At 71.4% G+C, this 21,524-nt stretch carries 17 protein-coding genes; 10 read left to right on the top strand and 7 right to left on the bottom strand.

What is annotated here, in order from left to right; translation table 11 throughout:
• Nucleotides 1–27: 27 nt before the first annotated feature.
• Complete coding sequence (locus HUO13_RS31760; RefSeq protein ID WP_249124221.1) at nt 28–1,716, bottom strand: amidohydrolase; 1,689 nt, start codon at nt 1,714–1,716, stop codon at nt 28–30.
• A gap of 201 nt (nt 1,717–1,917) precedes the next feature.
• Between HUO13_RS31760 and HUO13_RS31755 the strand changes: the two genes are divergently transcribed.
• Complete coding sequence (locus HUO13_RS31755) at nt 1,918–2,478, top strand: dihydrofolate reductase family protein (protein ID WP_211898602.1); 561 nt, start codon at nt 1,918–1,920, stop codon at nt 2,476–2,478.
• Nucleotides 2,479–2,595: 117 nt separating this feature from the next.
• On the top strand, nt 2,596–3,906 hold the full coding sequence (locus tag HUO13_RS31750) for a S1C family serine protease (RefSeq protein ID WP_211898601.1): 1,311 nt from the start codon (nt 2,596–2,598) through the stop codon (nt 3,904–3,906).
• Nucleotides 3,907–4,156: 250 nt separating this feature from the next.
• Here HUO13_RS31750 and HUO13_RS31745 read toward each other — a convergent pair whose 3' ends face one another.
• The 4 genes from HUO13_RS31745 to HUO13_RS31730 form a co-directional block, all read right to left on the bottom strand.
• On the bottom strand, nt 4,157–4,759 hold the full coding sequence (locus HUO13_RS31745) for a GTP-binding protein (RefSeq protein ID WP_211898600.1): 603 nt from the start codon (nt 4,757–4,759) through the stop codon (nt 4,157–4,159).
• Nucleotides 4,760–4,838: 79 nt separating this feature from the next.
• Nucleotides 4,839–5,504: a DUF742 domain-containing protein gene (locus HUO13_RS31740; protein ID WP_211898599.1), complete on the bottom strand. Its 666-nt coding sequence runs from the start codon at nt 5,502–5,504 to the stop codon at nt 4,839–4,841.
• A 7-nt stretch (nt 5,505–5,511) separates the two neighbouring features.
• The gene (locus HUO13_RS31735; RefSeq protein ID WP_211898598.1) at nt 5,512–5,952 is read right to left on the bottom strand and encodes a roadblock/LC7 domain-containing protein; all 441 of its coding nucleotides are present in this window, start codon (nt 5,950–5,952) and stop codon (nt 5,512–5,514) included.
• A 45-nt stretch (nt 5,953–5,997) separates the two neighbouring features.
• Entirely contained in the window at nt 5,998–9,477 is a 3,480-nt protein-coding gene (locus tag HUO13_RS31730) for a nitrate- and nitrite sensing domain-containing protein (protein ID WP_211898597.1), read from the bottom strand.
• An 830-nt stretch (nt 9,478–10,307) separates the two neighbouring features.
• Here HUO13_RS31730 and HUO13_RS31725 point away from each other — a divergent pair.
• Nucleotides 10,308–10,727: a DUF485 domain-containing protein gene (locus tag HUO13_RS31725; protein WP_211898596.1), complete on the top strand. Its 420-nt coding sequence runs from the start codon at nt 10,308–10,310 to the stop codon at nt 10,725–10,727.
• Nucleotides 10,724–12,292, top strand: a complete 1,569-nt coding sequence (locus HUO13_RS31720; protein ID WP_211898595.1) for a solute symporter family protein — start codon at nt 10,724–10,726, stop codon at nt 12,290–12,292. The genes HUO13_RS31725 and HUO13_RS31720 overlap by 4 nt, the downstream gene beginning before the upstream one ends.
• Before the next feature lie 87 nt (nt 12,293–12,379).
• Here HUO13_RS31720 and HUO13_RS31715 read toward each other — a convergent pair whose 3' ends face one another.
• The gene (locus HUO13_RS31715) at nt 12,380–13,228 is read right to left on the bottom strand and encodes a lytic polysaccharide monooxygenase (protein WP_211898594.1); all 849 of its coding nucleotides are present in this window, start codon (nt 13,226–13,228) and stop codon (nt 12,380–12,382) included.
• A 229-nt stretch (nt 13,229–13,457) separates the two neighbouring features.
• On the bottom strand, nt 13,458–14,933 hold the full coding sequence (locus HUO13_RS31710) for an alpha/beta hydrolase (protein WP_249124220.1): 1,476 nt from the start codon (nt 14,931–14,933) through the stop codon (nt 13,458–13,460).
• A gap of 100 nt (nt 14,934–15,033) precedes the next feature.
• Here HUO13_RS31710 and HUO13_RS31705 point away from each other — a divergent pair, with 100 nt between their 5' ends.
• The 6 genes from HUO13_RS31705 to HUO13_RS31680 all read left to right on the top strand — a co-directional run bounded on the left by HUO13_RS31705 (nt 15,034) and on the right by HUO13_RS31680 (nt 21,482).
• Nucleotides 15,034–16,299, top strand: a complete 1,266-nt coding sequence (locus HUO13_RS31705; RefSeq protein ID WP_211898593.1) for an ATP-grasp domain-containing protein — start codon at nt 15,034–15,036, stop codon at nt 16,297–16,299.
• Nucleotides 16,296–17,162 carry a Rossmann-like domain-containing protein gene (locus HUO13_RS31700; RefSeq protein WP_211898592.1) on the top strand — a complete coding sequence of 289 codons (867 nt, stop codon included), beginning with the start codon at nt 16,296–16,298 and terminating at the stop codon, nt 17,160–17,162. Before HUO13_RS31705 ends, HUO13_RS31700 begins: the two co-directional genes overlap by 4 nt.
• Nucleotides 17,163–17,249: 87 nt before the next feature.
• Nucleotides 17,250–18,335: a PLP-dependent cysteine synthase family protein gene (locus HUO13_RS31695; protein WP_211898591.1), complete on the top strand. Its 1,086-nt coding sequence runs from the start codon at nt 17,250–17,252 to the stop codon at nt 18,333–18,335.
• The gene (locus tag HUO13_RS31690) at nt 18,332–19,369 is read left to right on the top strand and encodes a dipeptide epimerase (protein ID WP_249124219.1); all 1,038 of its coding nucleotides are present in this window, start codon (nt 18,332–18,334) and stop codon (nt 19,367–19,369) included. The genes HUO13_RS31695 and HUO13_RS31690 overlap by 4 nt, the downstream gene beginning before the upstream one ends.
• Entirely contained in the window at nt 19,366–20,700 is a 1,335-nt protein-coding gene (locus HUO13_RS31685) for an MFS transporter (RefSeq protein WP_249124218.1), read from the top strand. Before HUO13_RS31690 ends, HUO13_RS31685 begins: the two co-directional genes overlap by 4 nt.
• Complete coding sequence (locus HUO13_RS31680) at nt 20,634–21,482, top strand: class I SAM-dependent DNA methyltransferase (protein ID WP_211898589.1); 849 nt, start codon at nt 20,634–20,636, stop codon at nt 21,480–21,482. Before HUO13_RS31685 ends, HUO13_RS31680 begins: the two co-directional genes overlap by 67 nt.
• The last annotated feature ends 42 nt before the right edge of the window (nt 21,483–21,524 follow it).

Below are 21,524 nucleotides of genomic sequence, written 5' to 3'. Positions count from 1 at the left end.
CGGGCCTGCGGTTTCCGGCATCCGGGCTCAGCTCGGGTCGTCCTGTCGCCACACGGGTCGTCCGCCGACCCAGGTCTGGAGCACCTCGACTCCCGGGAGCCGGTGCGTGTCCGCTTCCAGCGGGTCTTCGGACAGCACCGCGAAGTCCGCAAGGTAGCCGGGCAGCAGCCGCCCCTTGTGCTCCGCCTCGCCCGACGCGTGCGCGGACCCGGTCGTGTAGAGCGCCAGCGCCTCCAGCGGCGTGATGCGTTGCGAGCCGCCGAGCACCCGGCCCGACGTCCGGCCTGCCGTGGACCGCCGGGTGACGCAGCTGGCCAGCGCGACCAGCGGTTCGTACGGCCCGCAGGGGAAGTCGCTGGAGCCGGCCACCGCCACGCCCGCGTCGAGCAGGCCGCGGTGCGCGAACATCCGTTCCAGCCGGTCGGCGCCGTAGTAGTCGAGCAGCTTGTCGCCGTGGAAGGCGACGTAGCTGCCGAAGGGCACCGCGATGGCGTCGAGCGCCTTCATGCGCGCCACGATGTCGTCGTCGATGATCGAGCAGTGCTCGATCCGGTGTCTCAGGCCGGGGCGCGGTGTCCGTTCCCGAGCACGCTCCAGGGCGGTGAGCACGAGCCGGATCGCGCGGTCGCCGTTGGCGTGGATCGCCAGCCTGCTGCCCGCGCCGTGGACGCGCAGCGCCAGCTCCTCCAGCTCGTCCTGGCTCAGCGTCTGGATGCCGTGGTCCTCGGTGCCCTCGAACGGCTGCTCGACCAGGCAGGTCCCACCGGCCACGGCACCGTCGGCGAACGCCTTGACGCCGCCGACGCGCAGCCAGTGGTCACCGAAGCCGGTGCGCAGCCCGGCGGCGTGGAAGGTGTCGACGTGCGGGTAGGTCAGCAGGGCGTTGACCCGGGCGGTCAGCCGTCCGCGCACGCGCGCCTCCTGGAGCAGGGCGAGTTCGTCCGGGCCGACCATGGCGTCGCCGACGCTGGTGATGCCTGCCGCGTTCAGCGCCCGGAACGTCTGCTCGAGGTGCCGCAGTCCGGACTCGGTGTCCTGCCGCGGCAGGACCGTGGGACGCCGCGCCAGCGACGGGTAGGCCAGGTCGAACAACGCCTGCTCGTGGACCACACCGGTCAGCCGCCCCGCGGCGTCGCGGACGAGCTCGCCGCCGACGGGGTCCTCGCTGTCGTCGGACAGCCCCGCCGCACGCAGGCCCGCCGAGTTCAGCACACCCCAGTGCGCGCCGACGTTGATCAGCAGCACCGGGTGCGACGTGCCGAGCTCGTCGAGGTCCCAGCGGGTCAGCGGGGTGCCGCCGGTGGCGCGCCCGTGGTCGTAGCGGGTGCCGAGAACCCATTCGCCCGGGTCGGCCGAGCGGGCACGCTCGCGGAGCGCGCCGAGGATGCCGTCGGCGGAGTCCGCAGTGGACAGGTCCACGCCGCGCAGGTTGGCCGCCGTCATCGTCGGGTGCTGGTGGGCGTCGTTGAACCCCGGGACGACCGTGGCGGCGCCGAGGTCGACGAGCTCCGCTTCCGGGGCACGTTCCCGCAGTGCATCGAGGCCCCCGGTGGCGACGACGCGTTCGTCGAGCAACAGCAGTGCGGGGCGCGGCCCGGACGCGTAGGGGGAGGCCCGGCCGTCGGCCGCCGTCACGATCCGCTCGGCGGTGACAAGCACCTGCCGCTGCGCGTTGCCGACCACGACACCTCCTACCGGGCCGTCGATGCCTGGCATGTTGCCTGCCGGTCGCCGCGAATTCCACCCCCGTTCTTCAACAGGCCGGAACGCTCCGGCTTCCCGGCCGTCACGAGCGCGCGGTGTCGTCCGGTGGCGGTAGCATCCTGCGCAACGCCCGTCCACGCTGGTGGGTGACGTGGCGGGGCCTTACCCGGCGGCGGGGACCGGCGGCGGTCCGGTCCGGAGAAGGGGCTGAGCATGGGCGTGCTGGTCTACTCGGCGATCACCTCGCTCGACGGCTACATCGCCGACGAGAAGGGGAACTTCGACTGGGCCGTGCCGGACGCGCAGGTGCACGCCTTCATCAACGACCTGGAGCGCTCGGCGGGCACCTACCTCTACGGGCGCCGGATGTACGAGACGATGGCGGGCTGGGACGACCCGGAGGCGCTGCCCGATCAGTCGCCGCTCTCGGAGGAGTTCTCCGAGATCTGGCGGTCGGCCGACAAGGTCGTGTACTCCACGACGCTGGAGTCGGTGTCCACCGCCCGCACCCGGATGGAGCGCGAGTTCGACCCCGACGCGGTCCACCGCATGAAGGCGGCGGCGAAGCAGGACCTCCTCGTGGGCGGACCGGGTCTCGCCGAGCACGCTTTCCGGGCCCGGCTGGTCGACGAATGCCACCTGTTCGTCACGCCCGTCGTGGTCGGCGGCGGCACGCGCGCGCTGCCCGACGGCCTCCGCCTGGAGCTGGAGCTGCTGGCGGAGCGCCGCTTCGACGCTGGCACGGTCTACCTCCGCTACCGCGTCAAGAACTGAGACGCCGCCGGAGCGGACCGCAACCTGTGAGAATCCGGCAGCACCACGCCGAGTTGGGGTGGGATTCGACAGGGAATCCATAGCTTGTTCTCAGCATCGGCGGGCACTGTCAGCCGCATGAGACCAGACGAGACCCCAGCTCCCCACAACGCCGACGCCGCCCAGCACGGACCTGGCGCCACGCCCGCGGGGCCGGCCTTCCAGCACACCGCACCGGCGCCGCCACCACCCAAGAGCAGACGCGTGAGCAGCGGGATAGTGGCGGCCGCGCTGATAGCCGGTCTCGTCGGCGGCGCGGCGGGAACAGGCGGCGGGTACCTGCTCGCGCAGGGGACGGGCGGCACCTCGCCGCTCAGCCAGCAGGACCCCGTCCAGGGCCAGCAGGTCAGCTCGCAGACCGGCACCGCGCAGTTCGCCGCGGAGAAGGTCTCGGCCAGCACGGTGGACATCTCCGTGAAGTCCCGCACCGGCGGCTCCGAGGGCACCGGGGTGGTGCTCACCGCGGACGGCTACGTGCTGACCAACAACCACGTCGTCGCGGACCAGGGCGAGATCACCGTGACGCTCTCGGACGGCCGCAAGACCTCGGCGAAGGTTGTCGGCACGGCGCCGTCCTACGACCTCGCCGTGATCAAGCTCGACCAGGTGGACGGCCTGGTGCCCGCCCAGCTCGGCAAGTCCTCCGCGCTGAAGGTCGGCCAGCCGGTGGTGGCGATCGGTTCGCCGCTGGGGCTGGAGGGCACCGTCACCTCCGGGATCGTCAGCGCGATGGACCGGACCGTCGAGGTCTCCGGCGACAACGGCGAAGCCGTCGTCTACAACGGCATCCAGACCGACGCCTCGATCAACCCGGGCAACTCCGGTGGTCCGCTGGTCAACCTCGACGGCCAGGTGATCGGCATCAACTCCAGCATCCTGTCCGGCCAGGGCGGTGGGCGCGGCTCGTCGGCGGGCAACATCGGACTCGGCTTCGCCATCCCGGTCGACACTGCGGCCAGGGTGGCCGACGAGATCATCGCCAAGGGAGTGGCGACCAAGCCGCAGCTCGGCGTCACGGGAACCGACGGCGTCGAGGGGCACGCCACGGTCAGCCAGGTCGTCGCGGGCGGCGCGGCGGACAAGGCCGGGATCAAGGAAGGCGAGACGATCCTGAAGGTCGGGGACAAGTCCGTCACCGCGTTCACGGACCTGATGGCGCAGATCGGCGCGCACGCCCCGGGTTCGAAGGTCACGCTCACGGTGGGCGACTCCCGCGGCGAGAACCCCCGTCAGGTCGAGGTGACGCTCGGCAGCGTCGAGGACAGGGCACCCCAGACCACGTCCGGCGAAACGCCGCAACAGCAGAGCCCCAATCCGCAGCAGCAGAGCCCGTACCCCCAGCAGCAGAGCCCGTACTGGCCGGAGGGCGAACTCCCGTACGGCGGGTGAGCTGGAGGAAGGGAGGTGATTTCCCCGTCGCAGCGCCGGTGTTCGGTCATCGGCACCGCGCCGCGGTGGCGGCAGGACCGGACGGCGCTGCCGGATTCCTCGGACAGCAAGGGAACTTTCTCGTCACCCCTGGCGGAAAGTTCCCTTGCGCTCGCCTGTGCGATGAAGCGGGGACTGTCGCCGCGGCGGCGCGCATTCCGGCGTGGCGACCACGAACCTCGGTCTGGAGACCACGAACCCCGCCAGGAGACTACGAACCGCGGTGCATCCACCACCGCATGGCGTACTCGACGAGCACGATCAGCGCCTGCTTGGTCGACTCGCGGTTGCGCGCGTCGCAGGTGACGATCGGGACGTGCGAGCCGACGGCGATCGCCTCGCGGACGTCGTCGATCCGGTGGTACATCTGCGCGTTGAAGCAGTTCAGCCCGACCACGTAGGGCAGCCCGCGGTCCTCGAAGAAGTCGATCGCCGAGAAGCAGTCCGCGAGGCGGCGGGTGTCGACCAGCACCACCGCGCCGATGGCGCCGCGCACCAGGTCGTCCCACATGAACCAGAACCGGTGCTGACCCGGCGTGCCGAACAGGTAGAGGATGAGGTCGGAGTCCAGCGACAGCCTGCCGAAGTCCATGGCGACGGTCGTGGTCCGCTTGTTCGGCGTGGCGTGCAGGTCGTCGATGCCGCGGCTCGCCTCGGTCATCACTGCTTCGGTGGTCAGCGGCACGATTTCCGACACGGAACCGACGAATGTCGTCTTGCCGACTCCGAAGCCGCCGGCCACGACGATCTTCGCCGAGGTCGTCGTCGCGGTTCTGCGCGCCTGCGCGGGGCGTGAACGCGTTTCAGATGTCATGGTCAGGCCACCTCAGGTTTGTCGGATCAGGTGATCTCAGGGGTCGAGTGCTATGCCACGTGGTACGGAGCCATGCGGATCACAGTCGGCGAAGTCCCTTCAGCACCCGCTCCATCAGGTCCAGGTGCGAGGTGCTCCCGTTCTCACTGACCGTCCGGTGCACCGTGATCAGCCCGAGGTCCGCCATGTCGCCGATCAGCACCCGGACGACGCCCAGCGGCACGCCCAGCAGCGCGCCGATCTCGGCCACCGACCGCGGGTGCTGGCAGAGCCCGGCTATCGAGTGGTGCTCCAACCGCTGCAGCACCGCGGGCCGGCACATCTCGCTGGTGGACACCAGGGTCTCCAACTCGAGCCGGTGGTTCGACCGCGTTCGCCCGCCGGTCCAGGCGTAGGGCCGGATGTAGGTGGCCGCCGCCGACTCCGCACCGCCTTCGGCCTGGTCGTGCGGCCGCGCTTCCGCCGCTTCGGCGGCCTCCTCGTCCTCCAGCGGTTCCTCCGCGGGCCAAGGGGTCTCGTGGGCGGGCTGGTCGGACTCGCGCGCGGCGGCCACGTGGTGCTCGGCGTCCCCGCGGGAATGGACGGCACCGCGGGAATGGACGGCACCGCGGGGCTGGGTGCCCTCGTCGGCGGCGCGGTGCCGTCTGCGGCCGCGACCGCTGTCCAGGGTGAACCGGCTGAAGACCTCGGCCATCGCGTCGGCGTCGGACGAATGCCGCCCTGGTGAGTCCGAACCAGTGGTCATGGCGCCCTCACACCGACTGACCGGTCATCACTCGATTCGAGCCCTGCAGCTGGGAACGCAGTTCGGGGGTGAGGATCTGACCGACGCGTTCCACGAGCATGGCCATCTCGTAGGCGATCAGCCCCATGTCGCAGTGCGGTGCGGCCAGCACCGTCAGGCACGAGCCGTCGCTGATCGCCATCTGGAGCATGAGGCCGCGCTCCATCTCCACCACCGTCTCGGTGACCGCACCCGCCTCGAAACACCGCGCGGCGCCCTGGGTCAGGCTCAGCAGGCCCGAGGCGACCGCGGCGAGCTGGTCGGCCCGGTCGGTCGGCAGCTTCGCAGACGCGGTGAGCAGCAGCCCGTCCGCGGACACCACCACCGCGTGCGCCACCCCGGGCACCCTTTCGGTGAAGTCGGTGACCAGCCAGCCGAACTGGCTCGGCTGGAGTTGATGGGGGTTCATACCGCCTCCTGTCCTGTTCACTGGTTGTGCTCCCCGCCGCCTGCGCTACTCGGCCGCGCCGTCGGCGTGCTCGCGCAGGGTGTGCTTGCCCTCGCGGACACCGCGCTGGAAGCTGGTGAGCCTGCCGCGCATCAGGTCGGCGTCGCGCCGCGGCGCCGCGGCCGGCTGGCCCGCCGCACTCCCGCTGGGCAGCAGTTGCGCGCGCGGGTTCCTGCGGGGCAGACCGGCGGAGGTGTAGTCGACCTCTTCGTCGGGGGGAGCGGGCGCGTTCTCGATCTCGACCGGGTGCACCAGCTCCGTCGGTTCGTCGCTGCCGTCGGGCACCGGTGCTGGTGCGGGCAGGGCGATCGGCGTGGCCTGTTCCGGTACGGCCGGCGCGGCCTCCGCGGTGGGCTCTTGCCGGTGCCGGCCGCGGCGCAGGCCGTTCTGGAAGCTGGACAGCCTGCCCCGCGCGACGTCGGGATCGCGTTGCAGGAGCGCCGGATCGCCGTTCTGGGAGCCGGCGGCGCTGCCCGCGATCAGGTTCGCCCGCGGGACGCGGAGGGGCAGGCCGACAGAGGTGTAGTCCTCCGGCTCGGCGGCCGAGACCTCCTCGGCGTGGCGGCGGGCCTGGTCGTTGGGGAACGCCCAGTTGGTGCCGGCACCGTCCGCCGCATCGTCGGCGGTCCCGAACACGTCGGCCGATGCACCCGGGGGCAGCTCGGAATCCGGGCGCGCGGCCGGGAACTTCTCCGTGTGCGTCGCGATTTCCGGGTCGTACACGGCGTCGTCGGCGGGACGCGCGGGCCACCGGACGCTGCCGCCCGCACCGTCCACGCCGTCCGGGTCCGGTGGTTGCGAGACCTGGAACCAGGCGGACGCGAGGTCGTCGAAGATGGGCGTCGGGAGGTCGTAGCCGTTCTGCACCGGCGCCGCGTGCTGTTGGGGTGCGCCGTTCGCGCCGCCGTGGAAACGCGCGCCGTTCGCTCCGGCCTGCGCCCCGCCGGTGCGGTGCTGGAACCGCGTTCCGTTGGCGCCGCGGTGGAAAGCCGCACCGTTCGGACCGCCGTGGGCAACCCCACCGTTCGCGCCGCCGTGGGCAACCGCACCGTTCGCGCCGCCCTGGAAAGCCGCACCGTTGGCACCGCCGTGGAAGGCGGCACCGTTGGCGCCGGGCTGGAACGCGGTGGTGCCCGGGTTCGCGTGCTGAGGTGGTCCACCCGCGCTCTCGTGCTGCGGTGAGCCGTTCGCGGCGCGCTGCGGTGTGCCGTTGACGCCCTCGTGCCGCGGCGTCCCGTTGTTGCCGTGACCGCCAGGACTCCGCTGCGGGAGCGGGGACGGCTGGGCCGGGATGACCGGTTCGCGGACCTCGGTCTCGGGCTCCGGGTTGAGCAGGTGGAAGCCGTTGCGCACCGGGGGCGCCTGCCCGGCGGTGTCGTGTCCCGTGGTGTCCGCCGCGGCGTCGTGCTCGGCGGCCTCCCAGTCGAACTCCTCGACCAGGGTGTCCTCGCTCCTGACCTGCGGCACCGGCGTCTCGTGGTGGACGACCCCGTTGATCCTGGCCGCCGCCGGCGAAGGCGGTACCTCGACCAGCAGCTCCGCGCGCACCTCGACGCTGGCCCGCAGCCCGGTGCCCTCCGGGCCGGGGTGCAGCTCGACGTCGATGTCGTGGCGGGCGGCGAGCCTGCCGACGACGAACAGCCCCATCCGGCGCGACGTGGACAGCTCGATCTCGCCGTCGGTCAGGAGCCGCTCGTTGGCCGCGTCCAGCTCGTCGGGGGCCATGCCGATGCCCCGGTCGACGATGTCGATCACCAGCGCCCCGTCGCCGCGCCGGTGCCCGGTGACCATCACGTTGGTCTGCGGCGCGGAGAAGTTCGCGGCGTTGTCCAGCAGCTCGGCGAGCAGGCGCACCAGGTCGCTGGCCGCGTAGCCGAGGATCCTGGCTTCCGGCAGCGGCTGCACGATGACCCGCGGGTAGTGCTCGATCTCGGAGACCGCCGCGCGCACCAGGTCGGCGGGCGGGACCGGCCGGGTGAACCGGCGGGCGAGGTCGGACCCGGAGAGCACCATCAGGTTCTCGTTGTTGCGCCGCATCCGGGTGGCCAGGTGGTCGAGCTGGAACAGCGTCGCGAGCTGGTCGGGGTCCTCCTCGTCGCGTTCGAGCTGCTCGAAGAGCCGGAGCTGGCGTTCGAGCAGGCTCTGGCTGCGGCGCGAGACGTTGATGAACGAGTCGCTGTAGCTGCGGCGCAGACCGGCCTGCTCGGCGGCCAGGGCCACCGCCTGGGAGTGCACGGTGTCGAAGGCCCTGGCGACCTCGCCGACCTCCTCGGTGGTGCGCACCGGCACCTGTTCGATCTCGTCCGGGTCGTACCCGGCCAGGATGTCCGACACCGCCAGCGGGAGCTGGGTGCTGGCCGTGTCCAGCGCGCTGCGTCGCAGCAGCGCCAGCGACACCAGCAGCTGCCGGGCGACCAGGACCGCGACCGCACCTGCCAGCATCAGCGCGGTCAGCAGGATCACCGACTCCAGACCGGCGAGGTTGCTGGAGTTGTCCTGCAACGTGAACGCCGTGTCGTGCAACCGCTGCTCCAGCCCGGACTGGATTCCCCCGAGCGCGCTGAGCGCCGCCCGCGACTGGTGGTCCCACATCGCCGGGGCGACCTGCATCGCCGACAGCTCGGACTCGCCGGGCCTGCGTTCGGTCATCGCCATCTGCAGCGTGGTCTCGCGGCTGGAGACCTCCGGCCTGGTGTACATCCGGTCGTAGGCCATCCGCTCCTGCGGGGCGGCGGTGGCGCGGAACTCGCGCAGCGCAGCGGACCGGCGCGCCTCGCTGGAGCCGAGCAGCGCGATGTCCCTGGCGTTGAGGCGGTCCCTGGTCAGTCCCATGAGGACCACGGCCTGCTGGAGCCGCACCTCTTCGCCGATCTTGGCCAGCTCGTGCACGCTGATCGCGGTGGCGGTCAGCTCGGCGGAGGAGATCTGGCTGATCAGCGCCCGGTCCAGCGCCAGCAGCGCGCCGATGATCTCGGTGTAGGAGTTGACCGCCACCCCGGGGTCGAGGTGGGTGCCGAGGATCTGCTTGCGCAGCTGAGGGATCTCGGCGGTCTTGCGGTCGGCGTCCTGGCGCGCGAGCCGCACCACGACGTTGTCGCCGACGTGGGTGCGCAGAACCTGGAGGTGGTGCTCCAGCGCGCGGTCGGTGGTGGTGAAGTGGTCCTGCAGCGCCTGGGGCTGCACGGGGCCGCCCGCGAGGAACTCCGCGGAACGGGTCCGCTCGTCCTGCAGGTGGCCGACGGTGGTGCGTACCGAACCGGCCGCGGTTACCACGCGGCCCATGCCCGCGTAGCCCGAGGCGTGCTCGATCTGGTCCTGGATCTGCAGCACGCCGAGGCCGAGCGCGAAGACCGCCGGGACGAGAACGACCGCGGTCAGCTTGGACGCCAGCCTCCAGTTGCGCCACTGCGTGATCCGCCAGGCGGCGCGCGACCACGCGGACGCCCGGATCGGGGCCGCGGGTGCGTTGTCGGATCCGCTGCTCACGACGCAGTCCCTTCCCGCGCGGTCGAATCGATTTCGCCAACAGCGCGTTCGTCTGTGGGCAAGGTGCAGCCCATCGTTCGTTGTTGCGTGGCGGTTCTCCCGGTGCGGCAGAGTGCCGTTCCGGGATGCTTTCGGGCCGGCCGGTACGGTTTTTGCACCCGAATGTGTGAGGTCGCGATTGCCGGGGCGTATGCATCCGCCCGCTGGTCGCTTTTGATCTCCGGTTGTCAGTTGCAGAAGACTACAGGACACTAACGATCGTCCAACGTTCTTCGTTTCACCTTGCTGACCAGCGACATTTCGTGCGAAGAAGATCGTTCGCGCCAGGTCGGCACCGAGGCGGCGAACCGGCGGACACCGATTGTGAACGGGGTCGCCGGAGCGGGGAGCACTTTTTCACCTGATAGGTTGGAATTGCGCATCACTCGGTTAGAACAACGGTTCCGGCTCGTTCCTCGCGCGCCGACGAACGGCCGCCCGCTGCCGGAAGAACGCTCTTGACCTGGGACGACCTGATCACGCCGCCGATTCGCCGAGTGGCCGTGAAAGCGGCTTCCGGGCGGGTGTCCGACCAGCTCCGACCATGATCCGGAACTGTCCGTGACCGGCGAATTCATCAAAGCGTGTGCTGTGTCGCTGCGGCATCTTCCGCTGCGCGAATCTGTCGCTAAACTTCCGGCGCTGTTGGCGTCGCTGGGGACATCCAGCTCGCGGTTGTCGGCGCCAAGGGATTCGCGAAGCCGTACGAAAACGTGGAACGCGCGAAACGCGGCGGCAGGCGGTGCCGTCCGGTGGTCCCGCGCGCGACGACCGACCGCTTGGAAGGACGCATGCCCCATCCACCCCAGTCCCCGCCGCCGACGAGATCCGCGGGCGGGAGACGACCTGCCACCTTCGGTGCGATCGAACAGACCTCGGTGGCGCCTGGCCCGGCGGCCCCGCCGGACTTCGTCGACATCGCCGAGAGCCCGGACTTCCTCGAACTGCGTTACCGGCTGCGCGCGTTCGTCTTCCCGATGAGCGTGCTGTTCTTGGTCTGGTACCTCGGTTACGTCGTGCTGGCCGCCTACTTCCCGGGCTTCATGTCGATCCGGCTGGCAGGCGTGATCAACGTGGGGCTGGTCATGGGCATCGGCCAGTTCGCCTCGACGCTGCTGATCACCGCGCTCTACGTGCGCTTCGCGGTCCGCGAGCTCGATCCGCGGATCGCCGAGCTGCGCGACCGCCACCTCGGAGGTGATCCGCTGTGATCGCGGCCAACCCGGTGCTCAACATCAGCATCTTCGGCGTGTTCGTGCTGATCACCCTGTTCGTGGTCTACCGGGCCAGCAGCATGGGCACCACGTCGGACTACTACGCCGCGGGCGGCGGTTTCAACGGCGCGCAGAACGGCATCGCGCTCTCCGGCGACTTCCTGTCGGCGGCGTCCTTCCTGGGCATCGCGGGGGCGATCGCGGTGTACGGCTACGACGGGTTCCTGTACTCCATCGGGTTCCTCGTCGGCTGGCTGGTGAACCTGCTGCTGGTGGCCGAGCTCACGCGCAACACCGGCCGGTTCACCATGGGCGACGTGCTCAGCTTCCGGATGCGGCAGCGTCCGGTGCGGGCCGCCTCCGCGGTGTCGACCATCGTGATCTCGCTGGCGTACATGATCGCGCAGATGGCGGGCGCGGGCGGGCTGGTGGCGCTGCTGCTCGACGTGCACAGCAGCGGTGGCCAGGCCGTCGTGATCACCGTCGTCGGCTTCGTCATGGTCGCCTACGTGCTGGTCGGCGGCATGAAGGGCACGACGTGGGTGCAGATCATCAAGGCCGCGATGCTGATGCTGTGCGTCCTGCTGATCACGCTGTTCCTGCTCGGCAAGTTCGGGTTCAGCCTGACCTCGCTGCTCCAGCAGGCCGCGGAGAAGAACCCGCTGGGTGAGCGGATCTTCGATCCGGGGGCGCAGTACGGCGAGAACGCCATGACGAAGCTGGACTTCGTCTCGCTGTCCCTGGCGCTCGTGCTCGGCGTCGCCGGGCTGCCGCACGTGCTGATGCGCTTCTACACCGTGCCCGACGCCAGGCAGGCCCGGCGTTCGGTGGTGTGGGCGACCTGCACGATGGCGTTGTTCTACATCTGCACGCTCGTCATCGGCTACGGCGCGGGTGCGATCAGCGGTACCGAGGCGATCCTCGCCGCACCTGGCGGGCAGAACTCGGCGGCACCGCTGCTGGCCTACCGGGTGGGCGGCACGGTGCTGCTCGGCGTCATCGCCGCGGTCGCCTTCGCCACGATCCTGGCGGTGGTCGCCGGCCTGACGCTGACGGCGTCGGCTTCGTTCGCCCACGACGTCTACGCCAACATCCTGCGCGGCGGGAGGGCCGACCCCGACTCGGAGGTGCGGGTCGCGCGGGTGACCGCGGTCGTGATCGGTGCGGCCGCGATCGGGGGCGGCATCATGGTCAACGGGCAGAACATCGCGTTCCTGGTGGCGCTGGCGTTCGCGTTCGCGGCCTCGGCGAACCTCTCGACGCTGCTGTTCTCGCTGTTCTGGCGGCGGTTCAACACCCGGGGCACGCTCTGGGGCATCTACGGCGGTCTTGGTTCGTGCCTGCTGCTGGTGATCTTCTCGCCGGTGGTGTCGGGCTCGCCGGACTCGATCGCGCCCGGGGTGGACTTCGCGTGGTTCCCGCTCAGCAACCCGGGAATCGTCTCCATCCCGGTCTCGTTCCTGTGCGGCTACGTCGGCACCCTGCTCGGTGGCGGGCAGGTGAGCAGGCGCCGGTCGGCGGAGATGGAGGTCCGGTCGATCACCGGAATCGGCGCCGGCTGACGGGTGGGAGAAGGAGGGGCCCTTCCCGCCGCGGCAGCGGGAAGGGCCCCTTCGCGTGGGCCGCGCCGACTCGCGCGCGACCCGGGATCAGCCGAACATGCCGACGAACCGCTCCCACAGGCTCGGCGACTGCGCGGCCGGGGCGGGCGCCGGGGCAGCGGGCGCGGGCTGGTGCCCCGCGTGCGATCCGTGCGACTCGTGCGATCCGCCCGTCGCGTGCGACCCGTGGTCGTGGGCGGCCGCGGGGGTGGCGTCGGCGGGCTTCGCGGCTTCGAGCTGTTCGGTCCGCGCGGTGCCCTGCTGCCCGAAGACGACGTCCGAGCAGGAGTAGAACGCCTCCGGGCTGTCGGTGCGCTGCCAGATCGTGTAGATCACGTGCTGGCCCGTCTTGCCTTCCGGCACCTTGCCCGCCAGGGAGTAGCCCTCCGCGGTGTCCGGCGGGTTCTCGACGTGCATGAAGGGCTGGGCTTCGAGGTCGTCCCAGCCGAGCGGCTGCGACGGGTCCCAGCCGTCCTTGGTGATGTAGAGGTCGAAGTAGCCCTTGTGCTTGGCCGTCGCCTTGAAGTCGAAGGTGACGTCACCGGTCTTGAGCTGGGTGGTCGGCCACGCGGTCGCGGGCTTGTCGAAGCCCGAGTACTGCGGGTTGTTGGCGCTGCACAGCTTGCCGTTGGGGATCAGCTCCTGGTGCCTGCCGTTCGCGTCGCCGATCCGGTTGCTCATCCAGTCGTAGATCGGCGCGGTGCCGTTCTCGGCGACGACGCCCTTGCAGCCCTCGGACTGCGGGGTTTCGGCACCTTCGAGGAAGCAGGTGTAGGCCCGCCCGGCGGGGGCCTGCATGTCCCCGTGGGCGAACGCCGCCTGCGGGGCGAGCAACGTGGCGACGACGGACAGTCCACCGAGGGTGGCGGCGGCAGCAGCCTTGCGGCGCAGGTTCACGTCGAAACTCCTCATGTTCCTGCCGGATCGCGGTGTCGGGGCACCGGTTTCCGGAGCACTCGTTCGGGGCGCACGGATCATGGCCCACGGGCACGGCCGTGCTCCAGGCCGCGGATTTCCCGCATTATGCGGACATCACTGCTGGTCAGGGTTCAGATCAGACCCTTGTGGCGGCCGCCGCCGCACCTCGGTAATAGCCTTCCTTTAAGGCTGCGCTATGGCTCGGAGGTCACCCCGCGACCTGCGGTAGCCCGCCGCCGGCGCACTCGACGTCCTCGCGCGGCAGCCGTCCGCTCACGAGGTAGGCCGCGGCGGCGTCGTCGACGCAGGCGTTGCGCTGGCTGGCGAACACGCCGTGGGAGTAGCTGTCGTCCAGCGTGACCATCCGCGAACCGGGCAGCACCCGCTGCATCCGTCGAGCACCGGCCGGCGGTGTGGTGGGGTCGTGCGCGGCCTGGGTGAGCATGACCGGGGGCATCGCGGGGCTGCCGAGGCGGGCGGTTTCCCTTGGCGCGGGCCAGAATGCGCACGTCGTCGCTTCGAGTCCGGTGAGGACGGGCTGGGGGTCTGCCGCGCGCAGCGCGCGGACGTCGCGGACGACCTCGTCCGCGCTCGTCCGGACGCTGTCGGCGCATTTGACGGTCCGCAGCGCCGCTTCGTAGTTGCGGGACTCCGGATCGCCTTCCGGCTCGGCGGGTTCGAACCCGGACGCGTCGCCGGAGGCGAGGAAAGCGCTCAACGCTCGGGCGAACGGTTCCCACCGCTCGGTGCGGGAGAGCGTCCGGTACACGAACCGGTCGAACTCGGCGGGCCCGACGCCGCCCGCCGCCGGATGCGCGCCGAGACGGGCTCGCGCCTCGGTGTAGCCGGCCCGCACCTCTTCCGGTGTGGCACCCAGCCCGAGCGACGGGTTCGCGGCGATCCAGCGGAACAGCACGTCGCGCTGCTCGATCATCGCGAAACCCTGCTGGACGTCGAAGTCGTGCCAGGCGTCGGGGCTCACGACGCTGTCGAGCACCATCCGGCCGGTCCGTTCGGGGAACTGCGCCGCGTAGGCGGCGCCCAGGTACGTGCCGTAGGAAACGCCGAGGAAGTTCAGCTCCCGCTGCCCCAGCGCGCCGCGGATGACGTCCATGTCCCGTGCGGTGTTCGCGGTGCCGATGTGCGGCAGGACTTCACCGACGTTGCGCGCGCAGTCGCCGGCGAGGTGCCGCAACTGCCCGAGGTAGGCGTGCTCGCTCGCCGGGTCGGTGGGCACCGGATCGGGCGCGGGGTGCTGGAAAAGCCCGCCCGCGGGACCGCAGTCGACGGGTGCGCTTCGACCCACTCCGCGCGGGTCGAAGCCGATGACGTCGAAGGAGCGCTGGACCGGCTCGGGTAACTTGGCCCGCTTTTCCGCCGCGTAGCCGAGTCCGGAACCGCCCGGCCCGCCCGGGTTCACCAGCAGAGCGCCCCTGTACTCCTGCGGCGTGCCGGTGGCGCGGATGCGGGAGATCGCCACCGGCAGTGTTCGCCCGTCCGGGGCGCCGTAGTCGAGCGGGACGTCGACGGTCGCGCATTCGACCGGAGCTTCGGCGGGGTTGTCATCGCTGCTTGCGACGCCTGGTGGACAGGGGCCGAAGTGCGGTTGCGCGGCGGCCGGCGGGCCGGCGGCGAGCAGGGACGTCGCGAGTGCGGTGGTGAGGCAGAGGCGCAGAGCGGTCACGGTTAGTCACTTCCAGTGCTACACGATCGAAGGTTGTGGACCTTATTGACAACGATTATCATCGCCGATCGTCGTGAACAACCATGAACGAGGGAGCTCCGTGGGCCACCTGCTGATGGTCGAGAGCTGGGTAGGCGCGATGAGCGCACTGCTTCCCCGGGGCATCCGGGAATCCGGGCACCGGTTCAGCTTCATCACCCGAGACATGCACCACTACCTGCGATCCAGTCCGGTGCCGGGGGCGCACCCGCTGCTGGGGGCGGAGAACCTGCTCACCACCGAGACCAACGACATCGCGGCGCTGGCCGAGCACGTCGCGCGGTTGCAGCCGGTGCTCGGGTTCGACGGGGTGCTGACCTCGTGCGACTACTACCTCCCCGCGGTCGCGCACATCGCGGCCCGGCTGGGGCTGCCCGGCGCGCCGCCGGAGGCGGTGGAACGCGCGTGCAGCAAGGACCTCACCCGGCGCGCGCTGCGCGAAGCGGGTGTGCCCGGTCCGGCGTTCGCGCTGGCCGACAGCGCCGGCGGACTGGAGGAGGCCGCCGCCGCGCTGGGCTACCCGCTCGTGCTCAAGCCCGTCGACCTGTGCGCGGGGATGTTCGTGCGCAAGGTCACCGACGACGTGGAGCTGCGCGACGCCTACGCCGCCCTCCGGCAGTTCCCGGTCAATGCCCGCGGGCAGCGGCGCAATCCGCTGGTGCTGCTGGAAGAACTGCTCACCGGCCCGGAGGTGAGCGTCGAGACGGTGACCTTCCGGGGCCGGACGTCGGTCATCGGCGTGACGGACAAGAGCATCGCCGGGGCGCCGTGGTTCGTCGAGACCGGGCACATGTTCCCGGCGGCGCTGGACCTCGACACCGAGCACGCGGTCGTGGAGACCGCCGTCGCGGCGGTCGAGGCGCTCGGCCTGGACAACGTCGTCGGGCACACGGAGCTCAAGCTCACCCCGGACGGCCCGCGAATCGTCGAGGTCAACCCGAGGCCGGCGGGCAACCAGATCACCGAGCTGGTCCGGCGGGTGACCGGGGTCGACCTGGCCGCCGCCTACGCGCAGGTGGCGCTCGGTGAGGAGCCCGCGCTGGAACGAGCGGAGACCGGGGCGGGCAGCGCGGCGATCTCGTTCCTGCTGCCGCCGAAGGAAGGCGTGATCGGCGAGGTCGCCGGCATCCAGGAGCTCGCCGGGGCCGACGGCGTCGTGGACTGGAAGTTCAAGTCCTCCGGTCACCGCTCGGGTCCCGCGACCAGCAACAACAACTACCTGGGCCACGTGATGGTGACCGCGCCGGACCCGGGGCGTGCCAGGGAGCGGGCGGAGGCGCTGGTCGGCGGCCTGGACGTGCGCTACGCCGAGGAAGTGCCCACGTGAACACCGCACTCGGAGGAAATGCCGTCGCGAACGCCGAATCCGGAACCGGACCGGGCGAACCTGGAGCTCCGCGCGTCGAATCGCTCGACGACCTCGTCCGCCTGGTCCTGGATGGACGGATCTCGCCCGCGATCGCCGACGCCACCACCAGCCTCGGGTTCCTCACCCAGCAAGGGGTCCGGCACGCCTCACGCGAGTGCTCGTACCGCAACCACGTACTTAGCCTGCGCGTCGAGGACGCGGTGGGATCGTGCGCGGTGGAGCCGGGCGAGCTGGCCGAAGAGGTCGTGCTCGACTGCGTCGGCACCCCGGTCCGGGAACTGCTGCACCACCCGAGCGCTGCGGTGCGCACGGCGGCGCTCGACGCGTTCCTGATGTGGACCGGGCCGCACGCGCGCCGGGCCGAAGAGGTCGTGATCGGGCGCGGGAACTCCCTGCACAAGTCCGTGCAGCGGGCCAGGTCCGTCGTCGGGCTCATCCCCGGCAAACCGGAGCGCGTGCTCGTCGTCGGCGTGGTCAACTCCCTGCTCCAGCAGTTGCGGGAGCGCGGCTGCGGGTACGTGCCGTGCGACCGCAAGGGCGGCGTGACCGAATGGGGCGAGCCGATCGCCACCGACGCCAACGCCGCGCTCGACGGCTGCGACGCGGTGCTCGCCTCGGGCATGGTCGTCGGAAACGGGACCTTCCAGCCGCTGCTGGAGCACGCGCGGGCGACGGGCAAGCCGTTCGTGCTGTTCGCGCAGACGGCCAGCGCCGTGCTGCCGTGGTTCATCGGCTCCGGCGTCACCGCGGTCTCCGCCGAGCCCTACCCGTTCTTCTGGCTCGACGGCGGGCCGACCTCGATCTACCGCTACTCGGTGTAGAGAGCACTTTCCGCCGGTGCCTCTGCGCACTCGCGCGCCTGCCTCGGCGCAGCCGCGCGCAACCACCTCGAGAGGGAAGGACACCTGTTGACTGTTCGGATCGAGGAGCGGGTGCCGACCGGCAACCCCGACCTCCTCGCGCTGCTGCCGGACACCCCGCTGGCCCGCATCACCACGCCGCTCCCGCAGCCGCACCCCGGTTTCTGGGCGAAGCTGGAGTGCGTCAGCGTCGGCGGGATGAAGGCGCGTGCCGCGCTGTCGATGCTGGCCGGTGCACGCGACCGGGCGGAGCTGCGGCCGGGCGCGCCGGTGGTGGAGTCGACCAGCGGAACGCTCGGGCTCGGGCTCGCCTTCGCCGGGCAGGCACTGGGCCATCCGGTGGTTCTGGTCGTCGACCGGGAGCTGGAAGCGGGCATGCGGGCGCTGCTGCGGGCCCACGGCGCCCGCATCGAGGTCGTCGACCGTCCGCACCCGGTGGGCGGCTGGCAGCAGGCGCGGCTGGACCGGGTGCGGGAGCTGTGCCGCGAGCTGCCCGGCGCTTACTGGCCGGACCAGTACAACAACCCCGACAACCCGGCCGGCTACGCCGCGCTGGGCGAGGAGATCGTCCACCAGCTCGGCGCGGCCGACGTGCTGGTGTGCAGCGTCGGCTCCGGCGGGCACAGCGCCGGCACGATCCGGGCGCTGCGCAGGCACTGGCCGTCGATCCGCCTGGTCGGAGTGGACACCGTCGGGTCGACGATCTTCGGCCAGCCCGCGCGGCCCCGGGTGATGCGCGGGCTCGGCAGCAGCATCCACCCGCGCAACGTCGACTACGCGCAGTTCGACGAGGTGCACTGGGTCGGGCCGGCCGAGGCGGTGCAGGCGTGCCGGACGCTGGCCGAGCACTCGTTCGTCAGCGGCGGCTGGAGCACCGGTGCGGTCGCGCTGGTCTCGGCGTGGGTGGCGCGGGTCGAGGCGGGCGCGCGGGTTGTCACGGTCTTCCCGGACGGCCCGCACCGCTACCTGCACACGATCTTCGACGACGACTTCTGCCGGGCGCGCGGGCTCATCGACACTCCTGTCGCCACCCGGCCGGTGGAGATCGCGCACCCGGGGCTGGACGAGGTCGATGGCTGGGCGCGGTGCCGCGCGGTTCTCGACCCGCTGTCCCTCGTGGAGGTGCCGGCGTGAAGTTCCGCTGGACTGCTGGGAACCTGCGGCTCCGCGAGCCGTTCCGCATCTCGCGCTCGGTCATGCACGAGCGGGGCGCGGTCACCCTGGAGATCGAGCACGACGGCGTCGTCGGCTTCGGTGAGGTCGTCACGAGCGTCTTCTACGACCTCGACGTGGCACGCATCGAAGCGCTGCTCGAGTCGAACCGGGACGTCGTCGAAGGGACCTCCGACCCGGAAAGCCTGCTCGGGTCGTTGCCGGACGGTCCGCTCTCGGCGGACGCCCCCGGGGTGCTGGCCGCGATCGACGCCGCGCTGCACGACCTCGTCGCGAAGCTCCGCGGTGTCGCGGTGCACGAACTGGTCGGTGCGCCGCGCCCCGAACGCGTCCCGACAGCCCGCACCATCGGCATCACCTCGCTGGAGAAGTCCGCCGAGACCGCGGAATCGCTGGCAGCGCACGGATTCGAGCTGATCAAGGTCAAGGTCGGTGCCGACGAGCAGCCGGAGCTGGAACGGATCGCCGCGATCCGGCGGGCCGCACCGGACGCGCGCCTGCTGCTGGATCCCAACGGCGCCTGGGAACCGGAACAGGCGGTCCGGATGCTCGAAGCCGCCTGGGAGCACGGCGTCGAAGCGGTAGAGCAGCCGATCGCGGCCGGGACACCGCACCTGCTCGCCGAGGTGGCACGGCGGTCACCGGTCCCGGTAATCGCCGACGAGGACGCCGCCGGGCTCGACGACGTGCGCGCGCTGGGCGACTCGGTGCGGGGCGTCAACGTCAAGCTGGCCAAGTGCGGCGGCATCCGCGCCGCGATGCGGATCGTCGAAGCCGCACGCGACCGCGGCGTCGAGGTGATGTTCGGGTGCCTGGTCGCGAGCTCCCTCGGCATCGCGCCCGCGGTGCACCTCGCGGGCCTGGCCCGCTGGGTCGACCTCGACGGCCACCTGCTGCTCGCCCACGACCCGTGGACGGGGATCGGCGGCGAGGACGGCGTCCTTCGCGTGGTCGGCCAGGCCGGCTTATGCGTGCGGAAGGCGGGGGAGACGTGAAGACCTGGCGCCTGATCCGCAGCTTCCCGGTCGCGGTGCAGGTCCTGCTGGTCAACCAGCTCGGCGTGAACACCGGCTTCTACCTGCTCATCCCGTACCTGTCCGGTTACCTCGGGCACGACCTCGGGATGTCGGCGGCCGTCGTCGGCATCGTCCTGGGCGTGCGGAACCTCAGCCAGCAGGGCCTGTTCCTGCTCGGCGGCTCGGCCGCCGACCGCCTCGGGGCCAGAGGTGTCATCGTCGCCGGTTGCGCGCTGCGCGCGGTCGGTTTCGGACTCTTCGCGTTCGGGCCGTCGGTGCCGGTGCTGGTGCTGGCGTCGGTGCTGAGCGGCCTCGCCGGAGCGCTGTTCAACCCCGCGGTGCGCGCCTACCTCGCGCAGGAGGCAGGCGACCGGCGGGCGGAGGCGTTCTCGCTGTTCAACATCTTCGCCAACACCGGGGCGCTGCTCGGCCCGCTGCTCGGCAGCGCGCTGATCGCGGTCGGTTTCCAGCTTTCGGCGATGGTCGCGGCGCTGATCTTCGCGGGGCTGACGGTGGCGCAGGTCGTGGTGCTGCCGGTGCGCCGGGTCGAACGGGCGGCGACATCGGTGCTGGGCGACTGGCGCGTGGTGCTCACCGACCGGCGCTTCCTCGCCTTCACCGCGGCGCTGACCGGCATGTTCGCCCTGCAGAACCAGCTCTACCTGGTGCTGCCGATGGAGGCGGCGCGACTCACCGGCTCTTCCGCGCCGGTGGCGGTGATCTTCCTGGTCTCGACGGTCGCCACGCTCGCGCTCCAGGTGCGCATCACCCAGCGGTACCAGCGGCGGTGGTCCCGCGGGCGTTCGATCGCCGTGGGCATGGCGGTCATGGGCGCGGCGTTCGCCGTCACCGCGCTGGCTGCGGTGCTGGTCCCGGCCGGCAACGCCGGCGACGGTCCGGGCGCGACGGCGCTGCGGCTGCTGCCGGTCCTGGTCACGGCGTTCGGCCTGGCGGTGGGGCTGATGCTCGCTCAGCCCTTCGTCAACGAGCTGATCCCGTCGTTCGGCCGGGAAACGCTGTCGGGCACCTACTTCGGGGTGTTCTACCTGGCGTCGGGACTGATCGCCGCCGGCGGCAACGCGCTCGTCGGCTGGGCGATGGACGCGGCCGCGTGGCTGCCTTCAGCGCTGTGCGTGCTGATCGGGCTGACCTCGGCGGCAGCGGTGATCTTGTTGGAACGCAAGGGAATTCTCGACCCGGGCGCGCCGGGGCGGTGCGGGGGAAGCAGAACAGGAGCAGACGGGTGTCGCGACGAGTCCAAGACCAGGAGCAGCGAGCCGGAGTCCAGGCCGCGAGCAGCAACTTCCTGACCGACAACCCGGCGCTCTACGAGCAGCAGTTCCCCGACCCGGAGCACGTCGCGGCACGCTTCGTCGACGACGTCGTCCGCCGCTTCGGCGGTCCGGACGCAGGTTCGCTGCTGGACATCGGGTGCGGCACGGGGCGCGACGCCCGGTACTGGAGCCTGGGCGGCCGCGATGTCGCCGGGCTCGACTCGTCGGAGCGGATGGTCGAGTACGCGCGGCGGCAGTGCCCCGGCGGGGAGTTCGTGGTCGCCGACATGCGGTCCTTCGCGCTGGCGCGGCGGTTCGACGTCATCACGTGCTTGGACAGCGCGCTGCTCTACTGCCACACCAACGAGGAGCTCGAGGGTTTCCTCCGGCTCTGCCACGCGCATCTCGTCGAGGGCGGACTGCTGGTCGCCGAGATGCGCAACGGCGCGTTCTTCCTCGGCAACACCGAGCTCCTCGACGGCGTCCGCGAGCGGACCGTGGAGTGGGAGGGCGTCGGATACCGGTCGCGGACCACGCTCTGGATCGACCACGCGGCGCAACTGCTGCGGCGCAGGCGGATCTGGGACTGGCCGGGCTGTCCGGAACCGCTCGACCAGCGCTCGGCGTGGCGCCTGCTGTTCCCGCTGGAGCTGCGCTCGTACCTGGAGCGGGCCGGTTTCGAGGTGCTGGCGGTGTTCGACGAGCCGGGCCCGCGCACGGACGCGCCCTGGCACGCCGAGGCTCCGCTGTCCGAGGCGTTGGCGGGTGACCGGCTGCACTTCGTCGCGCGAGCCCGTGGCGGAGGTGGAGTGGTGTAGTCGCCGCGTAGCGCGAGCCGAACTCCGCGGTCCCGCCGCGGG

It is taken from the genome of Saccharopolyspora erythraea (assembly GCF_018141105.1).
Lineage (GTDB): Bacteria > Actinomycetota > Actinomycetes > Mycobacteriales > Pseudonocardiaceae > Saccharopolyspora_D > Saccharopolyspora_D erythraea_A.
The sequence above is the reverse complement of the archived record's forward strand: the minus strand, read 5'-3'. Positions and strand labels throughout refer to the sequence as shown.